The following is a 22820-nucleotide window of genomic DNA, read 5'->3' as shown; positions in this document are numbered from 1 at the left end:
CGCTATCAAAAACAGGCCGGTTGCTGAATTTCTGTCCATTCAGGTAAAAATGAGGGCAAAAAGAGGAATGCGTGAAAGGGCGCCGCCCGCAAAAATCCGGCAACGCTGCCGCAAAGGTCGGACTTGTCAGGTTAATATTTGCCGGTCGGCATTTTTGGCAGGCAGATTAACTGAAAATAGAACGTCATTCCGAGCGGAGGCGGAGCCGAAGTCGAGGAATCTCGCGTGCTGATGTGATGGTGCTCGTATTTACCACACTAGCGAGATTCCTCGGTTACGGCTTCGCCTCCACTCGGAATGACGTTCGTTTAGCTTACGTCGCCCCGGCTTATCCCTTCCGGTACTGAATGGCCGCCTTCACGAAGCGCACAAACAGCGGATGCGGGTTCTGGACGGTGCTTTTCAGCTCGGGGTGAAACTGCCCGGCCACAAACCACGGATGGTTGGCCAGCTCCACCACTTCCACCAGGCCGGTGTCGGGGTTGAGGCCCGACGGAATCATGCCGGCGGCTTCGTACTGCTTCAGGTATTCGTTGTTGAACTCGTAGCGGTGGCGGTGCCGCTCGCTGATGTGGTTGCGGCCGTAGGCTTTGGCCGCTTTCGAGTTGCGGCGCAGTTCGCAGTCGTAGGCGCCCAGGCGCATGGTGCCGCCTTTCAGGGTGATGTTTTTCTGCTCCTCCATCATGGCAATGACCGGGTGCGGCGTTTGCGGGTTCATCTCCGTCGACGAAGCCTCGGGCAAGCCCAGCACGTTGCGGCCGAACTCGACTACCGCCACCTGCATACCCAGGCAGATGCCGAAGAACGGGATGTTGTTTTCGCGCACGTACTGTACGGCCGCAATCTTGCCCTCGAAGCCCCGCTCGCCGAAGCCTGGCGCTACCAGCACGCCATCCACGCCATGCAGCTGCTGGGCCACATTCTCGGCGTTTAGGTGGTCCGACTGGATGCTGCGCACGGTGACTTTGCACTCGTTCTGGGCGCCGGCGTGCACGAAGGCCTCAATGATGGATTTGTAGGCGTCGGGCAGCTCCACATACTTGCCTACCAGCGCAATCGACACTTCTTCGGTAGGGTTTTTCAGCCGGCCCAGGAACTCCTTCCACACGTCCAGGTCGGGCTGGGCCGCGCCGCCCTGCAGCTTCAGCTTCTTGATAACCCGCTCGTCGAGGTGCTCCTTCAGCATCAGCAGCGGCACCGAGTAGATGCTGTCGGCGTCGAGGCTCTCGATAACGGAGTTGATGTTGACGTTGCAGAACAGCGCGATTTTGCGGCGCATTTCGGCCGGAATCGGGTATTCGGAGCGGCACACCAGGATGTCGGGCTGCAGACCGGCGCTGCGCAAGTCACGCACCGAGTGCTGGGTAGGCTTGGTTTTCAGCTCGCCGGCCGCCTTTAGGTAGGGCAGCAGCGTGAGGTGAATCACGAGGGAGCTGTTTTCGGGCAAATCCCAGCGCAGCTGCCGCACCGATTCCACGAAGGGCAGGCTCTCAATGTCGCCAATCGAGCCCCCGATTTCGGTAATCACCACGTCGAACTGCCCGGTCTGGCCCAGCAGCAGCATGCGCCGCTTGATTTCGTCGGTGATGTGGGGCACGACCTGCACGGTTTTGCCGAGGTAAGCACCTTCGCGCTCCTTGGTGATGACGTGGTCGTAGATGCGGCCGGTGGTGACGTTGTTGGCCTGCGAGGTGGGCACGTTCAGGAACCGCTCGTAGTGGCCCAGGTCGAGGTCGGTTTCGGCCCCGTCGTCGGTGACGTAACATTCGCCGTGCTCGTAGGGGTTGAGCGTGCCGGGGTCGATGTTGATGTAGGGGTCGAACTTCTGGATGGTGACCCGGAAGCCGCGGGCCTGCAGCAGCTTGGCCAGGGAGGCCGAGATGATGCCTTTGCCCAGCGAGGAAGTCACTCCACCGGTGACGAAAATGTACTTGGCCGTTGCAGCCGTGGGGGTAGGGGTTCGGTCTGGCATAACGGGAGTCAAAGGTAGGAGATTCGGCCGGGTGAGCGGCGGAAAGTTTTGGCCGTAGTGTCGGCGGGGGATTGCGCGGGCGGCCCGGTGCCGGAAAAAAGCCGCGCCCCCGCAGTCGTTCTGCGGGTTTCCGTGCGCATCTTGCGGTTCTATGTCCGTATCCGTATTTCGCCTTTGGGCCGGGTTGCTGCTGTTGCCGTTGAGTGCCTTGGCGCAGCTTTCTGCCGCACTGCCCGTCGCGCGCCGCGCCCCCAACCCAGCGTGGCTGGAAACACTCGTAACCACTTCGCCGGTATTGCGCCAGCACCATGTGGGCGTGAGTTTGGCCGATGCTGCCACCGGCGAGAAGCTCTACGAGCTGAACGCCGATAAATACTTCACGCCGGCCAGCGTCATGAAGCTGTTCAGTGTGTACGCTGGCCTGCACCTGCTGTCAGACTCGGTGCCCGGCCTACGCTACGTAGTGCGCGGTGACAGCCTCATCTTCTGGGGCACCGGCGACCCGACGCTGCTGCACGGCGACGTGCCCAGTCGCCGCGTCCTCTCGTTTCTGCAAAGCCGCCCCGAAAAGCTGTTCTACGCCGCCATTCCCAGCGTGGCGCCCTACGGCCCCGGCTGGACCTGGGACGATTATAACTACTACTATCAGCCCGAGCGGGGTGCGTTTCCGGTGTACGGCCACACGGTGCGCTTCTACGGCACCGCCGGCCGCACTATGCCCCGCATCTACCCGCGCTTTTTCGGCCCGCTCACCCAAGCGGCCCCAACGGGCACGCCCAATCCCGACGACGACCATGTGCGCCGTACGGAGCTGGAAAACCAGTTCGCTGTATTCCCGGCCACGAAAAACTGGGTGGACGAAACGCCCTTCCGGACCAGCCCGGCCCTGCTGCTGCAACTGCTGCAGGACACGCTGCGGCGGCCTGTCGGGGTAGTGACATTCCGGGTGCTGCCCCAGGACAGTGTGCGCGTAGTGTACGGCCTGCCCGTCGACTCGCTGTACCGCCGCCTGCTGCGGGTGAGCGACAATTTTCTGGCCGAGCAGCTGCTGCTGCTGTGCTCCAGCCGCCTCGGCCCTGATTCGCTGAGCACGCGCCGCCCGATTCGGGTGATGCAGAAGCTGTTTCTGGCCGATCTGCCCGACGTGCCCCGCTGGGTGGACGGCTCCGGCCTCTCGCGCCTCAACCTCATCACGCCCCGCACCATGACCGGCCTGCTGCTCAAGCTGCATCAGGAAGTGCCCGAAGCGCGCCTGTTGAGTTTGCTGGCGGCCGGTGGCGGCCAGGGCACGCTGCGCCGCCGCTACCGGCCGGTGGCGGGCCGTGCGTGGCTGTGGGGCAAAACCGGTACGCTCACCAATAACCACAACCTGGTGGGCTACCTGCGCACGAAATCAGGCCGGCTGATAGCCTTTAGCTTCCTGAATAACAATATGCCCGGTGACGACGCACCCGTGCGCGCCGAAATGGAGCGGATTCTGGGGCAGGTGCGGGAACGGCTGTAGGGGCTGGATGGTGGTTGTACGACTCCGGCTGCTGTACACACTGCAAGCCGTTTGCAGAGAGCAAGCCCTCGTCTGAAATAAGGTGCTTTTGGTAGAGGATTTGTGGCTATTCGTCGGACGGAAGTTTCAAATAGGGAAAAGGCTAAGTAGCTTTGTACAGTACAATAAATGCCGGTCAGGATACTGCCGTGCTGTTTTTCCTTCGCTCTTCTTCGTTGTCTTAAAAATATGAAACACGCTTACTTGTCTCGTATTGGGATTCTTGCCGCTACAGTATTGGCTTTGCCGTTGGGAGTTGCGGCCCAGAGCATCACCGGCTTCTCGCCTACGTTTGCCCGGATTGGTGAAACCTTCACTATTTCAGGAACTGGCTTAGCTACCACATCCGCTGTGACCATCAACGGCGAGACGATGCCCTTCACCTACAACGCAGTCAGCGGGGCCCTAACCGTGACGGTGCCCCGGCTGGCCAGCAGCGGCATTGTCCGCGTGACAACTTCAAGCGGCACGGCCATTACGAGCAAAGGATTCCGGGTAACCCGGCTGTCCACTTCCTTCAGCTTTCCGGCTGCCGCCGCTGCGGTTACGGGGGCCGGTACTGCCGGCGACTATTCCACGCCCTGCCTGGCCGACCTTGACGATGATGGCCTGCTGGATATGATTGTGGGGTTTGGCAGCACGGCTGGCAGCGGTAACCGGGGTACTTTGCAGCGCTACGAACAGGCTAGCAGCACGGATGGAAATTTCACAAGTACTGCCGCTCTTTCCCCACGTGCGCTTACGGTAGGGGCCGCCGCGACGGCGGGTACGCCAGCTGCGCCTGGCAACCCGGCTATTACGGTCACCAATTTCGCCAAGCCCTACATCACTGACCTCGACGGCGACGGGCTGCTGGATCTGCTGATAGGCGAAAATGATGGCCGGGTCTTCCGGTATGAGCAGAACTCACTTGCCAATCCCAATAACTTCGATGCGGCGGTGCTACTGTTCGCCAACCCGGAGGGCACTGCCGCTACCAGCCGCTTATATTGCCGCCCAACCGTAGTCGACCTCAATGGCAACGGGTTGCTGGACGTGCTGGTAGGTGGCAATGACGGCCGTATCCGGCGCTACGAGCAGAATGCGGCCAACACAACTACAACTGCCGGATTTGCTGATTTGGGCTACCTGCAGGACGTTACGGCTGCCACTCCTATCACCCTGGACGGAGGCGACGTATCGAAGGCGCAGGTCCTGGACGTGGACGGCGACGGCCTGCTGGACCTGCTGGTAGGCAATGCTGCGGGCAACCTCATCCAGTATACCCAGTCGGCGGTGGGAGCCGTTACGTTCGTGCGGCCCACTACCAACAGCTTCTCCGCCATTGTCCTGGGTGCTACGCAGTACGCCGCTCCCGTAATAGCTGACATCGACGGCGACGGCCTGCTGGACATGATGCTGGGTAACAATGCAGTAGCTACTAACGTGTCTGGCTCCACCAACACGGCTGGGACTAACGTGCTGCGCTACGAGCAGACTAACAACAGTACGCCTACTCCGCTGCCCGTAGTGCTGAAAGCTTTCAGCGGCCAGGCTACTTCCGATGGATCCGTATTGCGCTGGAGCACGGCGCAGGAGTTGAATAGCGACAAATTCGTGCTGGAGCGCTCTGCTGACGGCAAAAATTTCCGGGAAGTGGCGCAGGTGCGGGCCGCCGGCAACAGCACGGCCACCCAAAATTATCAGTACGCAGACGCCTCTGCCGAGGCGCGGACCATGTCTGTAGGCTACTACCGCCTGCAGCAGCAGGATCTGGATGGCAGCGTAAACGTTTCGCCGGTAGTGGTGGTAAGCCGCTCGGGTAGCGCGCTGGCCGCTGGTACGGTCTCGCCTAATCCGTTCAGCCAGGAGCTGTTCGTGTCCTTGCCCACCGGCACCGAGCCGCAGCCCACGCAGGTAGCGCTGACCACGCTGGCCGGGGCCACGGTGTACTCGGCCAAACTGCCGCTGTCGGCCAACCCGCAGCTGCTGCCGGCCCTGCCGGAGCTGAAAAGCGGCCTGTATCTGCTGCGTCTCACTACGGCTACCAGCAGCAGCGTTCAGCGCGTAGTACGCCGCTAGTCAGCTTCACTCAGGATATAACCAAAACGGCCGCCCCGAACTTATTTCGGGGCGGCCGTTTGGCGTATTCCGGGCGCAGGAAGAATAAGTTGAGAACGTACATCTTGCTACTCTGTAAATGTTCCTGCCAAAGCAGCCGATTGGCCATGCGGCACCAAGACAGACGTTATTCTATCTGGTGCCGCATGGCGCTCAGGCTCTGGTTTCGCAGGAGCAGCCTGGGGGCTCTTTACTACCAGGGATGCTGCAGACAAGTGGTGCGGCCGAGCTGATGCACCACTTGTCTGCCCAGGCTTGCAGTCGCCAGGTAGCAACAGGTCTACGGCCGCTGCTCCGTTACTGGTTCAGGACCGGAGCCGCCTAGCAGCCGCCCTCCGTATTCCAAGTGAATGTGGGTGTAGGAGGAGAAAGCGAAGTTCAACGCCAGCCAGCCCACGTATAGTGCCAGCAGCACCATGCGCTGCAGCGGGCGCAGGGTATGCCGTAGCCGGGCCGGGTGCCAGTCCGCCGGGAAGCCCAGTGTGGCCGCCATACACAGCCCGATATGCAGCGGCAGCAGAAAACGACTCTCCAGGGCCATTGGCAGCGCCCCAAGCGCCGGCAGCAGCAGCGAGGTGGCCAGTAACAGCCGCCGCCCCGGTAGGCGGCGTGCTCGCCAGAGCTGCCGCCCCAGCACCAGAAGCCCTAGGCCGAGCAGGGTGTAGTTGGTGCCGGCCAGCAGCCACGTAGCACGGTACAGCTGCCGCAAAAAAGGACTGGGCTGCTGCAAATCGAGCCCGCTGAACAGGCGCTGGGTGAGCAGCGCGCCGAATTCCAGAGGGTAGCGCAGGGCCAGCTTCAGGTACGCAACGGGAGCAATACCAGCAGGCGAAATGGAGTGCCGACGTGCCAGCGCCTGCCCGATAGGGTCGCGGAGCCAGACGCGCGCCTCGGGGTAATCGGTGCCGATATTCGCTTCGTACCGGAAGTTGCTGATGCCCTGGCCCAGGTGACGTTTCACTAAATCGTTCTGGTTGAGTACGCCGCTGAGGTGCCAGGCACTGCCCGGTGGCGCGTGCTGCCGGGTCATTAGGTACTGTGGTGCCAGCACCAGCGCCCCGCCCAGCAGCAGTGCCGCCACCCGCAGGCCGCTGCCACGCACACCCGCGGCACCCGGCACCGTGGGCCAGGCCGTGGCCAGCAGCACAGGGTATAGGCTGAGGGTATAAATGCCCCGGAAATTGCAGGCCAGTCCCAGCAGGCTGCCGGCTAGCAGCCACCATCCTACGGCTGGCCGTGAGGGCATCGAGCCCTGGAGCAGGCCTCGCGCCACCAGCAGCAAAGCGGCCAGCAACAGGATGAGCGCCGGAAAATCGGTGAGCGCAAAGTTGAAATAGTCGCGCCAGAATACGAAGCCCGTGAGCACGAAGGCCAGCCGTGCCACCGGGCCCGGCAGCTGCCCGGCGCCATGCAGAACCTGCCAGAGGCGCGGCCCCAGCCAGCCGTAGCAGAGCGCCGCCACTAGGCTGCCCAGCACCTGAATATACAGCATTGGGCTGCCGCCGAGCAGCTTCCAGGCCGCACGCCAGGGCGTTAGCACCAGCGGCCAGGCGTAGCCGCGCGTCAGGGAGCTGTAGTGCAACAGCGAGAAATGGCGCTCCGGCGTGATAAAGCGCGAGGGCAACTCCCAATAGTTTTGGGCATCAAAGTATTGCTGCGAGTAGCCCGAGAACGGCAGATACAGCAGATACACCACCGCCACGCCTGCCATCCAGCGCCAGTCGGTTCGCTCCAGCAGAGGAGGAAGCGGTGGGAGGCTGGAGGTCTTGCGCAGTTGCGACATGGCAGGCAGAAAACTATGAAAGCGAGCAGTGCGCCCGGTTCGGACCTAATACAGCACCCGGAACTTGATGGTGTGCTCCACGTCGCGCAGGGCCTGGATGACCTCGGGGGCGTACTGCTTGTCGATGTCGGTAATGACGTAGCCGATGTGCTCGTTGGTTTTCAGGTACTGGCCCAGGATGTTGACGTGGTGCGCGGCCAGCACATTATTGATGCGGGCCAGCACGCCGGGCACGTTGTGGTGAATGTGGATGAGGCGGTGGGCCTGCTGCTCGGGCAGCTGAATGTTGGGGAAATTGACGCTCTGTTGGGTGTTGCCGGTGTTCACGTACTGCATAATCCGCTCGGGCACAAACTCGGCGATGTTGCGCTGGGCCTCGGCCGTGCTGCCCCCGATGTGGGGCGTGAGCAGCACGTTGGGTAGGTCGCGCAGCTCGCTTTCGAAGCTCTCCTGGTTGGTTTTGGGCTCATAGGGGAACACATCCACGGCGGCCCCGCCCAGGTGGCCCGAGCGGAGCACGGCGGCCAGCGCCGGCACGTCCACCACGTGGCCGCGGGCGTTGTTGAGCAGCAGCGCGCCGGGCTTCATCAGGGCCAGCTCGCGGGCCCCGATGAGGTTGGTGTTTTCCTGTCGGCCGTCCACGTGCAGCGTCACGATGTCGGCCTGCTGCAGCAGCTCGTCGAGGGTGCGGCACTTCACGGCGTTGCCCAGCTGCAGCTTCTCGGCCACGTCGTAGTAGAGCACCTGCATCCCGATGGCCTCAGCCACTACCGAGAGCTGACTGCCGATGTTGCCGTAGCCGATGATGCCCAGCTTCTTGCCCCGGATTTCAAACGAGCCCCCGGCCGACTTATCCCACTCGCCGCGGTGCATCTTGGGGTTTTTCTCGGGGATGCGGCGGGCCAGCATGATGATTTCGCCCAACGCCAGCTCCACTACCGAGCGGGTGTTGCTGAACGGCGCGTTGAACACCGGCACGCCTTTTTTCATGCAGCCCACCAGGTCAATCTGGTTGGTGCCGATGCAGAACGCGCCCACGGCCATCAGGCGGTTGGCGGCCTCCAGCACCTTGGCCGTCACCTGCGTTTTGCTCCGGATGCCCAGGATGCTCACGCCCTCGATGCGGGCGGCCAGCTCGTCCTCATCGAGGCTGCCGGGCACGGTGTCCACCTGGTAGCCTTCCTGGCGGAAAAGCTCGGCGGCGCGCGGGTCGGGGTTTTCGAGGAGCAAAACTTTGATGCGGTTCTTCGGATACGAAAGGGTCATCGGGAGCTTGTTCTGGTAGAGAAATTCGTCGAAACTGGGCAGCACTTCATCGGCGCGGGCCACCACGGCGTCGCGGGTCACGTTTTCGGTGAAGGCGTAGAAGCGGTCGGCCAGGCCGGCTTCCCGGATCTGGTAGTCGGTGTAACCGTCGCCGAGGGCGTACACGGGGCCGTGCAGATCGAGCAGCTGCAGCTGCCGGATTTTGCCGCCGTCCTGGCTGAGCGGGTTGGTGGCGTCGAAGCCCGTGATGCGGTCCTCGGTATCGAAGGTGAAGGTGTTGGCCAGCACGAACTCGGGCGTGATGCCGAACTCGGCCACCACCGGCTCAATGAACTCGCGGAAGCCGCTGCTCACAATGTACACCCGGCCGGGAAACTGCTCGAAGAAGCCCCGGTTGCGCCGGATGCTCTCCGACACCTTGCCCTTCAGCCGCTCCACCAGCAGCCCGATATGCTCGCGGCGGGCCGGCAGCAGCGCCAGCCGCTGCCTGAGCGACTCCGAAAACTTCAGCTCCCCGCTCATGCCCCGGTCGGTAAGGGCGCGGATGGCGGCCACTACTTCCTGGCGGTTGGGCTGGCCGGTGAGGGCAATGTCGGCCAGTTCGTCCAGGCCTTCCACCTGGGTAAACGTGCTGTCGAAATCAATGATGAGGTAGGGGAGTGGTGCGGGGTTGTCGGGCATAGCGGGGGCAAGGTAGGGGGCGGCGGTCAATGGGCCACGCGCCGGGGCCCGGCCGTTCTACGATTCCCAACTTGCCGCGGCCCGGTTCAGGCCTCATAAAACTCCAGCGGCAGCCCGTCGGGGTCCTCGGTGAAGGTGAAGCGGCGGCCCGTAAACTCATCTGTCCGGATGGGCTCCGATGGTACGCCGTGGGCCGTGAGGTGGCGCACGGTGGCCTCGATATCCGACACGGCAAAGGCCAGGTGGCGCAGGCCGGCGGCCTCGGGGCGGGTAGGGCGGGGCGGCGGCTCGGGGAAGGAAAACAGCTCGATGACGTACTGCTCGCCCAGCGCCAGGTCCAGCTTCCACGACTGCCGGGCCTCCCGGTACACTTCCCGCAGGACGCGCAGCCCCAGCACCTCGGTATAGAAGCGTTTGGAGCGGGCGTAGTCGGCGCTGATAATGGCAATGTGGTGGATGCGGAGCAGCGGCAGCATGGCAGGAGTGAAGTTATGCGGCGGCACGGGGGCGCGAACCTTGCAGTTCGCGCCCCCGTGCCGTTTGGAAGACTGTTTGAGTTAACGGCAGCTTCCAATACGGTGTAGAGACGCAATATTTTGCGTCTCATCGTTGAACGATACCACTGAACGATTAACGTAACAACATCAGCAACGACGAGACGCAAGATATTGCGCCCCTACATGCCGCTTACGCAATGCGCTTGGCGTCGCAGGCCGGAATCCACTGGTCTTGGTGGCAGACGGTGCAGCGGGCCAGCTCGCCCTTGGCCAGGGGCTGGACGTGGGCGCAGCAGGCGCAGGCGTGCTGGCCGGCCTGCTCGGCGCGGTGGCGTTTATCGTTCTTGCGCTCGGGCAGGATGGGCAGGCCGGGGCGCACGTCGGCATCCTCAACAAAGTACACGCTCACGTCGCCGGTGGCCTCGATGTAGGCGCGACGTATCTGGCCCAGGTGCTCTACCTGCCGCTGCCGCAGCTCCCCGAACAGCTCCTTCTGGGTGAGATTCTGCTTGGTGAAGTTGAGTAAGTTGATTTCACCATTTTCGATGAGCAGCACCGGCGCGCCTTCCAGCCAGTCGGAGAATTTCGGGAATTTTTCGGTGAGCCGATTGAAGAGCAGATACAAGCCCGATATCACCACAAACACTACTGCTGCGTGCAGCAAAGGTGTATCGTGATAGAGCATGGCGTCGCCGGCGGCTGAACCCAGGGCCAGGATGATGCTCAACTCGAAGATGGACAGCTGCCGCACCCCGCGTCGGCCCGTCACGCGCAGGGCGCCAATCACCATCAGGTACGTCAGCACACAGCGCACTACTACTTCCAGCAGAAACAATGGCGGAGCTTCGTCGGAAAGCAGAATTCGGTTCCAGTCGAACGGCTGGATATCGGCGGCAAACAGGGGCATGGCGGCAACGTAACGGTAGCAGGGCAGGAGAACGGCATCCGTCCTAACGCAAGTAGGGCCGCTACAGTTAGGCGCTAGGCGCAGCGGAAGAGGCAGGCAGCAGCGGCAGCATCAGGTGCTGCGTGGTCAGGCCAAAGCCCTGGGCCTGCCAGAAACGCAGCGCCGCCGGGTTCTGCACCGCTACCTGCAGTTCCAGATGGTCGGCCCCTTCTGCAACCAGCCACGCCCGCGCCGCCGCCACAAGCGCCCGCCCGATGCCCTGCCCGCGGAAGTTTTCTGCCACAATGGTTTCGGCGATGTAGCCGCGCCGGAAATAGTGCATGCCGCTGTTGCCGGTCTGGTAGGTGGCCAGCAGCAGCCCCACCACCGTGTCGGGCCCGGCATCGGTCACAAAGATGCGGGTGTGAGTTTCCCGCAGCCGCTCCCGCAATGCCTGCTTCAGCCGAAACGCTGCCGCCGGATGGTAGCCGAACACCGGGTGATAGGCCTGGTGCTGGTCCATGAGCTGGCACCACAGCTGAAAAAGCGGGTCGAGGTCGGCGGGCGTAGCGAGGCGAACGGGCATGCAGGAAGCGGGAAAGAGGCAGAATGCAGTGGCAATAACGGGCGTTGCGCCGGGTTTGCCAGCCGCGGCGCCCACCAATATTTCTTCTGACAACCAGCCAGCTGGCCAATGTTCCCCCGGTGCTACCCGCCCGCGGCGGCGGCTGGGCGCCTACTCGCCGGCCCGGAATGGCGGAGCCGGTAAACCCTGGGCGTTGAAGAGCGTGGCCGGCCGGCTGTTGCCCCAGGCGTAGCGCACTGCCACCGGATTGGGTACGCCGGCGGCCCGCAGCACTATAGTAGTGCCCTGCACTTCGGCTTTGGCCCACACAAAGCGCCGGTCGGGCCCGGCAATGGCGAAACTGCTGCGGCCGGCTCCGGCAGCCGCCGCTGGCTTCAGCACCAAACCGCTACCGGCGTTGCCGAAGCGCACAGTGAGGCTGCCGCGGCCCGGCGTGACGCCCGCCACAGTGGGTCCAGAGGCGACCAGCGTGGTTTCGCTGTAGGCCAGGCGTCGGGCGGCCAGGGCCAGGCGGCGCCCGACGTCCAGCTTATTGAGCGGGTGAATATCGTTGACGTTGCCCAGATCCAGGGCGACGGCCATTGCGGTGCGCGGCATCGTGCGGCTGACGTAGCGCTGGGCCTCGCGTAACTCTGCCCAGGCCGAAGTGGCCGGTTCGGCGGGGTCGGGCTGGTAGGCGGCCAGCTGCACAAACAGAAACGGCAGGGCCGGTTGCTGCCAGCGCTGCCGCCAGTCCTGAATCAGGGCCGGAAACAGCGTGCGGTACTGGGTGGCGCGGTCGGCGTTGCTTTCGCCCTGATACCAGATAACACCTTTGAGCGCAAACGGCAGCAGCGGCGCAATCATGCCGTTGAAGAGTGCCGTGGGCGCATTATTGGGGCCGCCGGCCAGCGGGTTGGCGGGCCGGCTGGCAGCATCCTGACCCAGGCGGTAGTGCCAGGTGCCGGCCAGCGGCACTGTGAGGCCACCCACCACGGCCGACATATCGGTGGGCTGGCCCCAGAGGCCGCCGCCACCGCCGTGGTCGGTGACGCGCACGGCCAGCACGTTGCGGCCGGCGCGCACCAGCGCGGCCGGCACCGTGTAGCGCCGCAGCTGGTCATAGCCGCGCGTGCCCCCGATGGCCACGCCGTTGAAGAAGGTGCTGTCCTCATCATCGACTTTGGCCAGGGTGAGCGTGAGGGGCTGGCCGGCCGCCGTGGCGGGCAGCGTCAGGTCGCGCCGTAGCCACACAATGCCGTCGAGGTCGTGCAGGGCCAGTACCCGGCTTTCCCAGTAGCCCGGCAGCGGCATGGTGGGCCAGTCGGTGATGGAGAGAGTAGGGTCGGCCCAGGACGGGCGGCCGGGCAGCAGACCCTGGTCCTGGCCAGCGGGGCTTTGCTGCCAGGCGCTCAGGCGGGTCAGGTAGGCGGCCTGCTGCTCGGCAAATGAGCTGTTTTGCTGCTGCAGCGCGGCCACCGACGCCCGGAAATCGGGCAGCTGCTGCAACGCTTCGGCGCTGACCCAGGCTTCAGCCACCGTGCCGCCCCAGTCGGCCGCAATCAGGCCTACCGGCACGTTGTAGCGCCGCAGCAGGTCGCGCCCGAAGTAGTAGGCCACGGCCGAAAACTCGGCGGCCGACTCCGGGGTGCAGGGCTGCCACTCGCCGCCGGCCAGCTCGGTTTGCGGGCGTAGCTCGGGGCGGTTGGGCACCGCAAACAGCCGCAGGTTGGGGAAGCGGGCGGCGGCGGTTTCGGTGGGGCCGTTGGCGGCGTTGCGCAGCGTCCACTCCATGTTCGACTGCCCCGAGGCCAGCCACACGTCGCCCACCAGCACGTCGGTGAGGCGCAGCGTGTTAGAGGCCTGCACCGTCAGCTCGAACGGCCCGCCCGCAGCCTGCGCCGGCAGCGTCACCTGCCAGCGGCCGTCGGAGCCGGCGGTGGCCTGCGCCTGCGTTGCCCGGAACGCCACGCGCACCACTTCGCCCGGCTCGGCCCAGCCCCAGAGCGGCAGCGGCACGTTGCGCTGCAGCACCATGTGCGAGCCCACCAGCCGCGGCAGGCGCACGGCGGCCCGGGCTGGCATAGTCAGGAAAGCCAGCATCAGGCTGGGAATCAGGAGAGGGAGAAAGCGGTGTAGAAGCATGATGGATGGCTTATAAGACAGGCCTGCCGGGTCGGACGCAGGAGGTATCCGACCGGAAAGTTCAATCTTACCCACATACGCAAACGCTCCGGGCCGGCTGCTTGAGAAGCCGCCAACCCGGAGCGCGTACACTGAAAAATGCGGAAGGGATTATGCCTCTTTGGTTTTGTGGCCCGAAATGCCGTACCACAGAATGTAGGCGTAGCACAGCACCGGCAGGATGAAGGCCCAGCGCAGGGTGCTGGCATCGGCTACCAAACCGAACAGCAGCGGCACCACGGCGCCACCCACAATGGCCACGTTCAGCAGGCCCGAGGCCTCCTGCGTGTGGCGGCCCAGGCCAGCCACGGCCAGCGTAAAGATGGTGGCAAACATGATGGAGTTCATCAGACCCACGGCCAGCAGGCTCCACATGGCTACGTCGCCGGTGGTGCTCACCGAAATCAGGACCAGCAGCACGGCGCCCAGGGCGTTGAAAGCCAACAGGCGGCCGGGGTTGAACTTGTTGAGCAGGTAGGCGCCCAGGAAACGGCCCACCATGGCGCCGCCCCAGTAATACGTCACCATATCACCAGCTGATTTGGGGGACAGACTCATTACGTCGGGCAGATGCAGGTAGCTCACGATATGCGAGCCGATGGCGACTTCGCCGCCCACATAAGCGAAGATGCCCACCATTCCCAGCACAAGGTGGCGGTAGTGCCAGGCGCGGCGGCCGGGCACGTCTTCGGTCTGGGCGTGCGAAATAACCGGCAGCTTCAGCATGCCCAGCAGGATGCTGATTAGAATCAGGACGCCGCCGATGGCCAGGTACGGCATCTGCACGGCGCGAACATCAATGGCAGCGGCAGATGTGGCCGTGTCGAGGTCGGGCAAATTCGACAGGATCAGGGCCGAGCCCAGCAGCGGCGCAATGGTTGTGCCCAGCGAGTTGAAGGCCTGCGTGAGCGTGAGGCGGGCCGGGGCCGACTTGGCCGGGCCCAGGATGGCCACGTAGGGGTTGCCGGCTACCTGCAGCAGCACCACCCCCGTAGCCAGCACGAACAGCGCGCCCAGAAACAGGCCGTAGGAGCGGCTTTCGGCGGCCGGATAAAACAGGAAGCAGCCCAGCGCCGCAATCAGGAAGCCCAGCAGCATGCCGCCCTTATAGCCCAGGCGCTCCACGGCCTTACCCGCCGGAATGCCCATCACGAAGTAGGCCCCGAAAAAGCACAGGTTAATAAAGTTAGCCTGGGTATAGGACAGGTTGAAGATGGCCTTCAGGTACGGAATCAGGATGTCGTTCAGACAGGTAATAAACCCCATCATGAAAAACAGCACCGTGAGCGAGGCCAGCGCCGAGGTATAGCGCGGGGTCGGCTGGCCGGGTGGCGTGTCGGTGGGGGTGGGGAAGGAGGAGGTGATAGGAGCAGCCATAGAAAAACCGGGGAGAGGGGGTGCCGATAGGTGCGAAAACAGCAGTGGAAAGAATAAGAGGGGAAAAATAGGCAATCCTGCGCTACCACTGCAAAAAACTGCCCGCCGGTCCCGGCCCACTCCCCAGCGGCAGCCAGCCGTCTGTCCAGAAACCCCACCAGCAAAACGGCCCGCCGCCTTCGTGGAGGCAGCGGGCCGTTGGTGGAATTGGAAGGGTAGGATTGCAGGCGTTGCTGTTCCCGCATTGCTGCATCAGCAGTCGGGCTGGCAGATGCCAGTAGCGCGAACTTTGTAGTTCGCGCCCCCGCGCCCTTGGAATCGTTTGAACGGCGCGGGGACGCGAACTACAAAGTTCGCGCTACTGCCGTCCACTCAGCTCACACCTGCTCTAACTACTCATTACTGCTATGCGCTGGCTTCGTTCAGGGCGCGCATGTCCTCCGCGCCCAGCTGCAAGGCCGTGGCGCCTAGCAGCTCCTGCACCTGCTCGGCGGTTGTGGCGCTGGCAATGGGCGCCGTGAGGCCGGGGCGGGCCATAATCCAGGCCAGCGCTACCTGGGCGGGGGTGGCGCCGGCATGGCGAGCCACCACGGTGTCGAGGGCGGCCAGGATGCCGCGGCCCCGGTCGTTGAGGTATTTGGGGCCGATGCTGCTGCCGCGGATACTCTTGGAGAGGTCGGCCTCGGTGCGGTACTTGCCCGTGAGGAAGCCCGAAGCCAGCCCGAAGTACGGAATCACGCCCAGGCCGTGCTCCTGGCACAGCGGCAGCACCTCATCTTCGAGTTTGGCACGCTCGTAGAGGTTGTATTCGGGCTGCAGGCTTTCGTAGCGGGGCAGGCCGTGTTGGGTGCTGGCCTCCAGGGCCTCGCGCAGGCGGCCGGCCGAGAAGTTGCTGGCCCCGATGGCGCGCACTTTGCCTTCCTTGATCAACTCGGCGTAGGCTTCCAGCGGCTCCGTGACGGACAGCGTCTCGTCGTCCTGGTGGCTCTGGTACAGGTCGATGTAGTCGGTTTGCAGGCGCTGCAGCGAGGCTTCTACCGAACGGCGGATGTAGTCTTTGGACAACCCTTTCGAGCCGTCGCCCATCTGCATGCCCACCTTCGTGAAGATGAGCACGTCGTCGCGGCGGCCGCGCTGCTGCAGCCACTTGCCGATAACGGTTTCCGACTCGCCGCCCTGGTGGCCGGGCGCCCAAGCCGAATACATGTTGGCCGTGTCGATGGCGTTGCCGCCGCCGGCTACAAAGGCGTCGAGCACGCGGAAGGACGCGGCTTCGTCGGCTGTCCAGCCAAACACGTTGCCGCCCAGCACGAGCGGGGCCAGCTGCAGGCCGGAGCGGCCCAGTTCACGGTGTTGCATGTTTTTTAGGTGATGAGGTGATGAGGTGATGAGGTGATGAGGGGATGAGGTGAAAAGAACGTCATGCTGAGCTTGCCGAAGCATCTCTGCCGCTTCGTGGCAATGCTACCCATAACCGGCCAATTGCGCGGCGCTCGTAGGCTGGTTATGTCATTTTGAAACCTGACATCAGCCGGGCGGGAGTAGCGTTTTGCCCGTTGTGCCGTTACACCTACGCGAAGCCAACGCTTCGGGCTACATTCGCTGCATGCGCCTCGCCTTCCTGCTCCTGCTGCTTGCCCACACCACGCTGGCCCAAACGCCGCCCAAAGCGGACATCCTCATCCGCAACGGCCGCCTCTACGACGGCACCGGCAACACCTGGACGCAGGCCGATGTGGCCGTGCGCAACGGCCGCATCGTGGCCGTGGGGCGCCTGCCAGCCAGCTACCCCGCCGATACCGTGCTGGATGCCCGCGGCCTGGCCGTGGCCCCCGGCTTCATCGACGTGCACACCCACATCGAAGACGACGAAATGCGCCAGCCCACCGCCGACAACTTCCTCTACGACGGCGTAACAACCGTCGTAACCGGCAACTGCGGCTCCTCCCGGCCCGATTTGCGCCGCTACTTTCACTCGCTCGACAGCGCCCGGCTATCCGTGAACGTGGCCTCGCTGATTGGACACGGCACGGTGCGCAAGGCCGTAATGGGCCGGGCGCGGCGGGCGCCGTCGGAGGCGGAGCTGCTGCGCATGGAGGCCTTGGTAGACAGCGCTATGCGGGCCGGTGCGGTGGGCTTGTCATCGGGGCTGATTTACGTGCCCGGCACGTATTCGCGCACGCCGGAGCTGGTGCGGCTGGCGCGGGTGGCGGGCCGGGCCGGCGGCCTCTACGCCACCCACATGCGCAATGAAACCGACAGCGTGACTTTCTCCATCGAAGAAGCCCTGCGCATCGGCCGCGAAGCCAGCCTGCCGGTGCAGATTTCGCACCTCAAGCTGGGCGGGCAGCAGAACTGGGGCCGCACCGCCGGCTTGCTCAGCCTCATCGAAACGGCCCGGCAAGCTGGCCAGGCCGTCACCATCGACCAGTATCCGTACACGGCCAGCTCCACCAGCCTCAGCACCCTGCTGCCCGACGCCGTGCAGGCCGACGGCCGCGACTCGCTGCGCGCCCGCCTGGCCCGGCCGGCTGTGCGTCGCGCCGTGGAGGCCAGTTTGCTGGAGCGCCTGAAACGCCGTCAGCTCCGGCACTTCAGCTACGCCGTAGTGGCCAGCTTTCCGCCCGATACCAGCTACAACGGCCTCAGCATCGAGCAGATCAACCAGCGGCTTGGTCGCCCGCACAAGGCCCGCGCCGAGGCCGCCACCGTGCTGGATCTGGTGCTGCAGTACGATGCCGGCATGGTGTTCCACGGCATGAGCGAAACCGACGTGCAGAACATCATGCGCTACCCGCAGAACATGGTGGCCTCCGACGCCAGCATCCGGGTGTGGCAGGAGGGCGTGCCGCACCCGCGCGGCTACGGCTCCAATGCCCGCGTGCTGGGCCACTACGTGCGCGAGCTGCACGTGCTGACGTTGGAAGAAGCCATCCGGCGCATGACCAGCCTGCCCGCTCAAACCTTCGGTTTCGCGGACCGCGGCCTGCTGCGCCCTGGTTTCGTGGCCGATATCGTGGTGTTCGACCCCGCCACCGTGCAGGACCGCTCCACTTTCGAGCAGCCGCATCAGTATTCGGTGGGCATGAAATACGTGCTGGTAAACGGCCGCCTGACCGTGCGCGACGGCCGCCACACCGGCGCCCGCAGCGGCCAAGTGCTGCGCAAGTAGGGCAGTAACGCGAAATTCCATTTCGCGACGAGCACAGCGAGTATCCGACACCATTGCTACCTGCGCCAACGCGGGGAACTCGCTGTGCTCGTCGCGAAATGGAATTTCGCGTTACACCCGTTCCAGCACGCGCCAGCCGTGGCCTTGCACGGTTAGCGTGGCGCCTTCCTCCAGCGTCAACTGTACCTGGCTGAATACGTCCTGCCAGGTGCCGGCGGCTTCGGCGGGGAGCTGGAGCGGCGCGGGCTCTTCGGAGATATTGATGACGCAGAGCACGGCCGCGCCGTCTTTTTCGCGCAGGAAGCCATAGAGGCTGGCAGGGCCGGGCAGGCGGCGCAGGCGGCTGAGCACGTCGCCGTTGCGCAGGGCCGGGTGGCGGCGCTTGAGCTGCAACAGACGCGTGTAGAAGCTTTCCAGCGGCAGCTCAATCCAGTCGATAGTGTCGCGGTCGAAGAACAGCAGGCGGCGATTGAGGGCGGCTTCCTGGCCGGTGTAGAGCAGCGGCATGCCGGGCAGCAGCACCGTGAGCACCGCAAACGGCAACGCCAGTGGCCCCAACCGCTCGTATTCGGTGCCATCCCAGCTGTTCACGTCGTGGTTGCTGGTGAAGTGCATCAGATACACCGAGGGCGGGTATTTGGCCCGCTCGGCAGCCAGGTACTCGTCGATGTCGGCCAGCGGGGCTTTGCCTTCGGCAATGTGGTCGAGCAGGTAGTGCAGGCGCAGGCCGAAGGTCATGTTAAAGGCCTTCTCCAGCAGCTTGGTGTCGGAGTTGAATTGCTCCCAGGTGAGGCCGCCGCTGGGGTAGAGCTCGTCCCACTCGGCCAGCATGAACAGGGGCTTCACCTCGTCCAGCTCCAGGCGCGCCTCGTCCCAGAAATTGGTGGGCACGAGGCCGGCCACGTCGCAGCGGTAGCCGTCGATGTCGGCCTCGCGCAGCCAATACAGCAGCGCGTCGGTCATGTAGCGGCGCAGGCCGGGCTGGGTGTAGTCGAAGGCTACCACGTCGGTCCAGTCGGGCACGGGCGGCACGAGACGGCCGTGCTCGTCGTGCTGATACCAGTCGGGGTGCTGCTGCACCAGCGGGTTGTCCCAGCTGGTGTGGTTGGCCACCCAGTCGAGCAGCACGCGCAAGCCCAGGGCGTGGGCCGTCTGCACGAGGTAGCGCAGATCATCGAGCGTCCCAAACTCCGGGTTCACCCCGAAATAATCCTGCACGGCGTACTGGCTGCCCAGCGTGCCCTTGCGCTCCACGGCCCCAATCGGGTGAATCGGCATCAGCCACACGATGCTGATGCCCATGGCCGCCAGCCGCGGCAGGTGCTCGGCAAAGGCCCGAAAAGTGCCTTCGGGCGTGAAGTTGCGCAGGTTTACTTCGTAGATGGTGGCATTGGCGGCCCATTCCGGGTGACGAACCTGGAACAAGTGGGCATCGGGATGAACGGCGGAATCGGGCACGGGCTACGGCGGTGGTGGAAAGGCCGTGTACGGAAAAGCCGTTCGGGCGGAGGCCTCACCCCCCGGCCCCCTCTCCCGTGGAGAGGGGGAGCCAGCCGAATATTGCCGCGTTGTGCAGACGGCGCGGGTGCCCCAGGGCTGAAGCCCTGGGCTATGTAGGGTGAAGTAATCTGGTTGTGGAATAGCCGCAAAGCGGCGGCAGATATGTAGTTTAAACAGTGCCCGGAAATATAAAATCCGCATAGCGGCGACAGATTCTGCTGGTGAACCTGCTGCCGCTACGCGGCTACGCCAAAGCACTGGCCGCACAACCGCCCGTTCGAGCCGCTGCCTAGCCCAGGGCTTCAGCCCTGGGAAACGTGCGCGCCGCTTACCACAGCCCGTTGCGGGGCAGGTCGGGGAGGCGCTCATACACGCGGTAGCCGTAGGCGGGCACCAGCAGCTTCGAGCCCGAGCCCAGCTTGAGCACCTGCCCGCTAAACAGTTCCCGGTAGATGCCCGGCCCCAGCGTGGTGGGGCGCACCTCGTGGGGTTGCCGGCCCAGGTTCGCAACGGTCAGCACGGCGGCCTCGCCCCGGCGCCGGATGAAGCTGTAGACCTCGGGGCTGCTGTTTTCTATGCGCTCAAACTCGCTGCACGGGTCGCCGTTGCGTAGGGCGGGGTGGCGTTTTTTCAGCTGTAGCAGCCGGGTATAGAAGTCGCGTAGCGGGTAGCCGTTCCAGGCAATGGTGTCCTTGTCGAAGAAGCGCAGACGCTTTTTCAGGGCGGCTTCCTGGCCCGAATACACCATCGGAATGCCGGGCAGCAGGGCCGTCAGCACGGCCTGGGCCTGGGCGCTTTGGCCCAGCCGCTCATACTCGGTGCCGTCCCAGCTGTTGATGTCGTGGCTGCTAATGAAGTACATCAGGTAGCTGCTGGCCGGGTATTTGGCGCGCTCCGCCTGGAAGTACTTATCGAGGGCGGCGGTGGGCTGCTGCCGGCGGCTGATGCTGTCGAGCAGGTAGCGCAGGCGCAGGCCGTAGGTGGCATCGAAGGCCTTTTCCAGCAGCTTAGTGTTTGGGCTGAACTCGCCTTTTTTGAGGAAGGGCGGGGCGTGCAGTTCGTCCCACTCAGCCAGCATAAACACGGGCTTCACCTGCTCCAGCAGCGGCCGGGTCTGGTTCCAGAAGTCGGTGGGCACGAGGCCGGCCACGTCGCAGCGGAAGCCGTCGAAACCGGCTTCGCGCAGCCAGAACACCATGCTTTGCTGCATGTAGCGGCGCAGCTCCGGCTTACTGTAGTCGAGGTCGATGACGTCCTGCCAGTCGGACACGGGCGGCACGAACTGGCCGCGGGCATCTTTCGTGAACCAGTCGGGGTGCTGCCGGGCCAGCTCACTGTCCCAGCTGGTGTGGTTGGCCACCCAGTCCAGAATGACGTGCATGCCGCGCTTGTGGGCTTCCTCGGTGAGGTGGCGCAGGTCTTCGAGCGTCCCAAATTCGGGGTTGACGGCCCGGTAGTCGCGGATGGAATACTGGCTGCCGAGCGTGCCCTTGCGGTTTTTCTGCCCGATGGGCTGCACCGGCATCAGCCACAATATGCCCACGCCCATGCTGTCGAGGCGCGGCAAGTGCTTTTCAAAAGCCCGAAACGTGCCCTCCGGCGTGTATTGCCGGATATTGACCTCGTAGATGCTGGCCGAGTCGGCCCAGGCGGGGTGGCGGACGGTGTACGCGGCCGGGGCGTCGGGCGCGCAGGCGTTGGGCGTGGTATCGAGGGTGGGTTGCTTGGGTTGGCAGCCGGCCAGCACACTCAGCAGCACCAGCAGGCCAGGGTAAAAGAAACGGAGCATGCCGAAAAGTACCACTTTTCGGCATGCTCCGCTGGGAAAGGCTGGTTTAGCGGGCGTTGGTGCGGGCCTTATCGGGGCGGTACTGGATGCCGCCGAACAGGTACAGCATCAGCGTGCGCGAGTACCGCAACGACAGCGGCGTGAACAGCAACGACACCACCGCCACGCTCACGATGTACACCCAGGTATCGGGGTCGTTGAGCAGGAAATACACCGCAAAGCCAATCACCAGCATAATGCCCGTCGAAAACACGAAGCTGATGTACATGGCGCCCCAGTAGAAGCCTGGCTCGGGCTCGTAAGCCTGGCTGCACACCGGGCACTGGGTGGGCATGCTCATGAACTTGGTGCTGAGGGCCGGATGCGTGAACAGTGGGCCCTGGTGGCAGCGGGGGCAGCGCTGCTGCACCATGGCCAGCAGCGTGGAGTCGTGGTCGGTGTCGGGCGTGGCAGGAGGAGTGGCAGGAGTAGACATGGGAACGTGCGCGGATAAACTTCGGTACAAAGCTACTCTACGCAGGAGCGCCCGCGAAGGCCCATCTGCGGGCAGATCCGGTACAAATCAACGCTGCCCGCCGGGCTGCGCTCAGGCCGGCTGGCGGAAGGCCTCGGGCGTGCAGCCGGTGTGGCGGCGGAAGTAGCGCCCGAAGTACGAGGCATCCTCGAAGCCCAGCGCGTCGGCTACCTGGGCCACGGTGGCGGACGAGTGATGCAACAGGCGGCGCGCTTCCAGCAGCACCCGCTCCTGTACCAGGGCGCTGGCGGTTTTGCCCAAATGGCGCCGGCACAGCGCGTTGAGGTGGTTCGGCGACACGTGCAGCAAATCGGCGTAGTGCTGCACCTCGCGCTGCTGCCGGAAGTGTTGGTTGAGCAGGCTCCCGAACTCGCGCAGCAACTGTTGGGCGTGGCGGGGTTCGTCGGGAATTGGGGCTGCGGGCGCATCCGGCGGGTAGTGGCGGGCGGCCAGCTCCAGACACAGGTGCAGGTAGGAGCGCACCACTTCGTCCTGGTGTGGGGCGGGGGCGGCGGCTTCCTGCCACATGCGCTGCAGCAGCGGCAGCAGCTCGGTTTCGGGGGCTGGCAGCTGCAGGGCGGGGGCGTGGCGGTGGTCGAAGAAGGGGTACTCAAACAGCCGCCCGCCGGGGTAGCGGAACAGGTAGAAGTCGGCTTCAAACAGCACCACGTAGCCCTGCGCATCATCGGAAAGCTGCCAGTGATGCACCTGGCCCGGGGTCATGAAAAACACGCTGCCCGGCGCCAGCGGGTAGCTCACCAGGTCGATGGTGTGGGTGCCCTGGCCCTGCGTGACGTAGAGCAGCAGGTAGAAGTCGTGGGCGTGGGCCTGGCTGACGCCGGGGAAGTTGGCCACATGCCGCTCCAGCCGCTCCAAGTACCACGGCCGCCGGCCCGGCCCCTGCGGAAACGACTGCAGCGTGAGAACGGGCAGAGACATAGGCGGGAAACAGGAGTGTTTTGGAGAAGTTGGAAAGGTACGTCATGCAGAG

Annotated in this window: 16 protein-coding genes; 3 read left to right on the top strand and 13 right to left on the bottom strand. The window is 64.4% G+C overall.

Annotated features, from left to right (window positions below; all coding sequences use genetic code 11):
• Positions 1-328: 328 nt before the first annotated feature.
• Positions 329-1972, bottom strand: a complete 1644-nt coding sequence (gene pyrG, locus O3303_RS09760; protein WP_269558234.1) for a CTP synthase — start codon at positions 1970-1972, stop codon at positions 329-331.
• A 151-nt stretch (positions 1973-2123) separates the two neighbouring features.
• Here pyrG and O3303_RS09755 point away from each other — a divergent pair, with 151 nt between their 5' ends.
• Entirely contained in the window at positions 2124-3476 is a 1353-nt protein-coding gene (locus O3303_RS09755) for a D-alanyl-D-alanine carboxypeptidase/D-alanyl-D-alanine-endopeptidase (protein WP_269558233.1), read from the top strand.
• A gap of 228 nt (positions 3477-3704) precedes the next feature.
• Entirely contained in the window at positions 3705-5576 is a 1872-nt protein-coding gene (locus tag O3303_RS09750) for an FG-GAP-like repeat-containing protein (RefSeq protein ID WP_269558232.1), read from the top strand.
• A 319-nt stretch (positions 5577-5895) separates the two neighbouring features.
• Here the strand turns inward: O3303_RS09750 and O3303_RS09745 are convergent, their stop codons facing one another.
• The 8 genes from O3303_RS09745 to O3303_RS09710 form a co-directional block, all read right to left on the bottom strand.
• Positions 5896-7398 (bottom strand): hypothetical protein, encoded by a 1503-nt coding sequence (locus O3303_RS09745; RefSeq protein ID WP_269558231.1) that lies wholly within the window; start codon positions 7396-7398, stop codon positions 5896-5898.
• Positions 7399-7443: 45 nt separating this feature from the next.
• Complete coding sequence (serA, locus tag O3303_RS09740) at positions 7444-9345, bottom strand: phosphoglycerate dehydrogenase (protein WP_269558230.1); 1902 nt, start codon at positions 9343-9345, stop codon at positions 7444-7446.
• 86 nt (positions 9346-9431) lie between these two features.
• Positions 9432-9821, bottom strand: a complete 390-nt coding sequence (gloA2, locus tag O3303_RS09735) for an SMU1112c/YaeR family gloxylase I-like metalloprotein (protein WP_269558229.1) — start codon at positions 9819-9821, stop codon at positions 9432-9434.
• A 211-nt stretch (positions 9822-10032) separates the two neighbouring features.
• The gene (locus O3303_RS09730) at positions 10033-10749 is read right to left on the bottom strand and encodes a DUF421 domain-containing protein (protein WP_269561869.1); all 717 of its coding nucleotides are present in this window, start codon (positions 10747-10749) and stop codon (positions 10033-10035) included.
• Between the two features lie 67 nt (positions 10750-10816).
• A complete protein-coding gene (locus tag O3303_RS09725; RefSeq protein WP_269561868.1) occupies positions 10817-11314 on the bottom strand; it encodes a GNAT family N-acetyltransferase in 498 nt (165 codons plus the stop codon).
• Positions 11315-11464: 150 nt separating this feature from the next.
• Positions 11465-13438 (bottom strand): sialate O-acetylesterase, encoded by a 1974-nt coding sequence (locus O3303_RS09720; protein ID WP_269561867.1) that lies wholly within the window; start codon positions 13436-13438, stop codon positions 11465-11467.
• A gap of 150 nt (positions 13439-13588) precedes the next feature.
• Positions 13589-14854, bottom strand: coding sequence for a sugar MFS transporter (locus O3303_RS09715; RefSeq protein WP_269561866.1), 1266 nt, complete (start codon positions 14852-14854; stop codon positions 13589-13591).
• Positions 14855-15259: 405 nt separating this feature from the next.
• Positions 15260-16213 (bottom strand): aldo/keto reductase, encoded by a 954-nt coding sequence (locus O3303_RS09710; RefSeq protein WP_269561865.1) that lies wholly within the window; start codon positions 16211-16213, stop codon positions 15260-15262.
• 199 nt (positions 16214-16412) lie between these two features.
• Here O3303_RS09710 and O3303_RS09705 point away from each other — a divergent pair, with 199 nt between their 5' ends.
• On the top strand, positions 16413-18026 hold the full coding sequence (locus O3303_RS09705; RefSeq protein WP_269561864.1) for an N-acyl-D-amino-acid deacylase family protein: 1614 nt from the start codon (positions 16413-16415) through the stop codon (positions 18024-18026).
• Positions 18027-18137: 111 nt separating this feature from the next.
• Here the strand turns inward: O3303_RS09705 and O3303_RS09700 are convergent, their stop codons facing one another.
• The 4 genes from O3303_RS09700 to O3303_RS09685 form a co-directional block, all read right to left on the bottom strand.
• On the bottom strand, positions 18138-19484 hold the full coding sequence (locus tag O3303_RS09700; protein WP_269561863.1) for an alpha-amylase family glycosyl hydrolase: 1347 nt from the start codon (positions 19482-19484) through the stop codon (positions 18138-18140).
• 370 nt (positions 19485-19854) lie between these two features.
• Positions 19855-21315, bottom strand: coding sequence for an alpha-amylase family glycosyl hydrolase (locus O3303_RS09695; RefSeq protein WP_269561862.1), 1461 nt, complete (start codon positions 21313-21315; stop codon positions 19855-19857).
• Positions 21316-21361: 46 nt separating this feature from the next.
• Positions 21362-21790, bottom strand: coding sequence for a DUF983 domain-containing protein (locus tag O3303_RS09690; RefSeq protein ID WP_269561861.1), 429 nt, complete (start codon positions 21788-21790; stop codon positions 21362-21364).
• Between the two features lie 111 nt (positions 21791-21901).
• Complete coding sequence (locus O3303_RS09685) at positions 21902-22768, bottom strand: helix-turn-helix transcriptional regulator (protein WP_269561860.1); 867 nt, start codon at positions 22766-22768, stop codon at positions 21902-21904.
• Between the last annotated feature and the right edge of the window lie 52 nt (positions 22769-22820).

This window comes from Hymenobacter canadensis (assembly GCF_027359925.1).
Classification (GTDB): domain Bacteria; phylum Bacteroidota; class Bacteroidia; order Cytophagales; family Hymenobacteraceae; genus Hymenobacter; species Hymenobacter canadensis.
Note: the sequence above shows the minus strand (reverse complement) of the source record. Positions and strands in the feature narration are given on the sequence as shown.

What these genes read in the sequence shown, in the direction of transcription:
- pyrG (WP_269558234.1), bottom strand. Translation starts at nt 1,972, where the DNA reads ATGCCAGACCGAACCCCTACCCCCACGGCTGCAACGGCCAAGTACATT.
- O3303_RS09755 (WP_269558233.1), top strand. Translation starts at nt 2,124, where the DNA reads ATGTCCGTATCCGTATTTCGCCTTTGGGCCGGGTTGCTGCTGTTGCCG.
- O3303_RS09750 (WP_269558232.1), top strand. Translation starts at nt 3,705, where the DNA reads ATGAAACACGCTTACTTGTCTCGTATTGGGATTCTTGCCGCTACAGTA.
- O3303_RS09745 (WP_269558231.1), bottom strand. Translation starts at nt 7,398, where the DNA reads ATGTCGCAACTGCGCAAGACCTCCAGCCTCCCACCGCTTCCTCCTCTG.
- serA (WP_269558230.1), bottom strand. Translation starts at nt 9,345, where the DNA reads ATGCCCGACAACCCCGCACCACTCCCCTACCTCATCATTGATTTCGAC.
- gloA2 (WP_269558229.1), bottom strand. Translation starts at nt 9,821, where the DNA reads ATGCTGCCGCTGCTCCGCATCCACCACATTGCCATTATCAGCGCCGAC.
- O3303_RS09730 (WP_269561869.1), bottom strand. Translation starts at nt 10,749, where the DNA reads ATGCCCCTGTTTGCCGCCGATATCCAGCCGTTCGACTGGAACCGAATT.
- O3303_RS09725 (WP_269561868.1), bottom strand. Translation starts at nt 11,314, where the DNA reads ATGCCCGTTCGCCTCGCTACGCCCGCCGACCTCGACCCGCTTTTTCAG.
- O3303_RS09720 (WP_269561867.1), bottom strand. Translation starts at nt 13,438, where the DNA reads ATGCTTCTACACCGCTTTCTCCCTCTCCTGATTCCCAGCCTGATGCTG.
- O3303_RS09715 (WP_269561866.1), bottom strand. Translation starts at nt 14,854, where the DNA reads ATGGCTGCTCCTATCACCTCCTCCTTCCCCACCCCCACCGACACGCCA.
- O3303_RS09710 (WP_269561865.1), bottom strand. Translation starts at nt 16,213, where the DNA reads ATGCAACACCGTGAACTGGGCCGCTCCGGCCTGCAGCTGGCCCCGCTC.
- O3303_RS09695 (WP_269561862.1), bottom strand. Translation starts at nt 21,315, where the DNA reads ATGCTCCGTTTCTTTTACCCTGGCCTGCTGGTGCTGCTGAGTGTGCTG.
- O3303_RS09690 (WP_269561861.1), bottom strand. Translation starts at nt 21,790, where the DNA reads ATGTCTACTCCTGCCACTCCTCCTGCCACGCCCGACACCGACCACGAC.
- O3303_RS09685 (WP_269561860.1), bottom strand. Translation starts at nt 22,768, where the DNA reads ATGTCTCTGCCCGTTCTCACGCTGCAGTCGTTTCCGCAGGGGCCGGGC.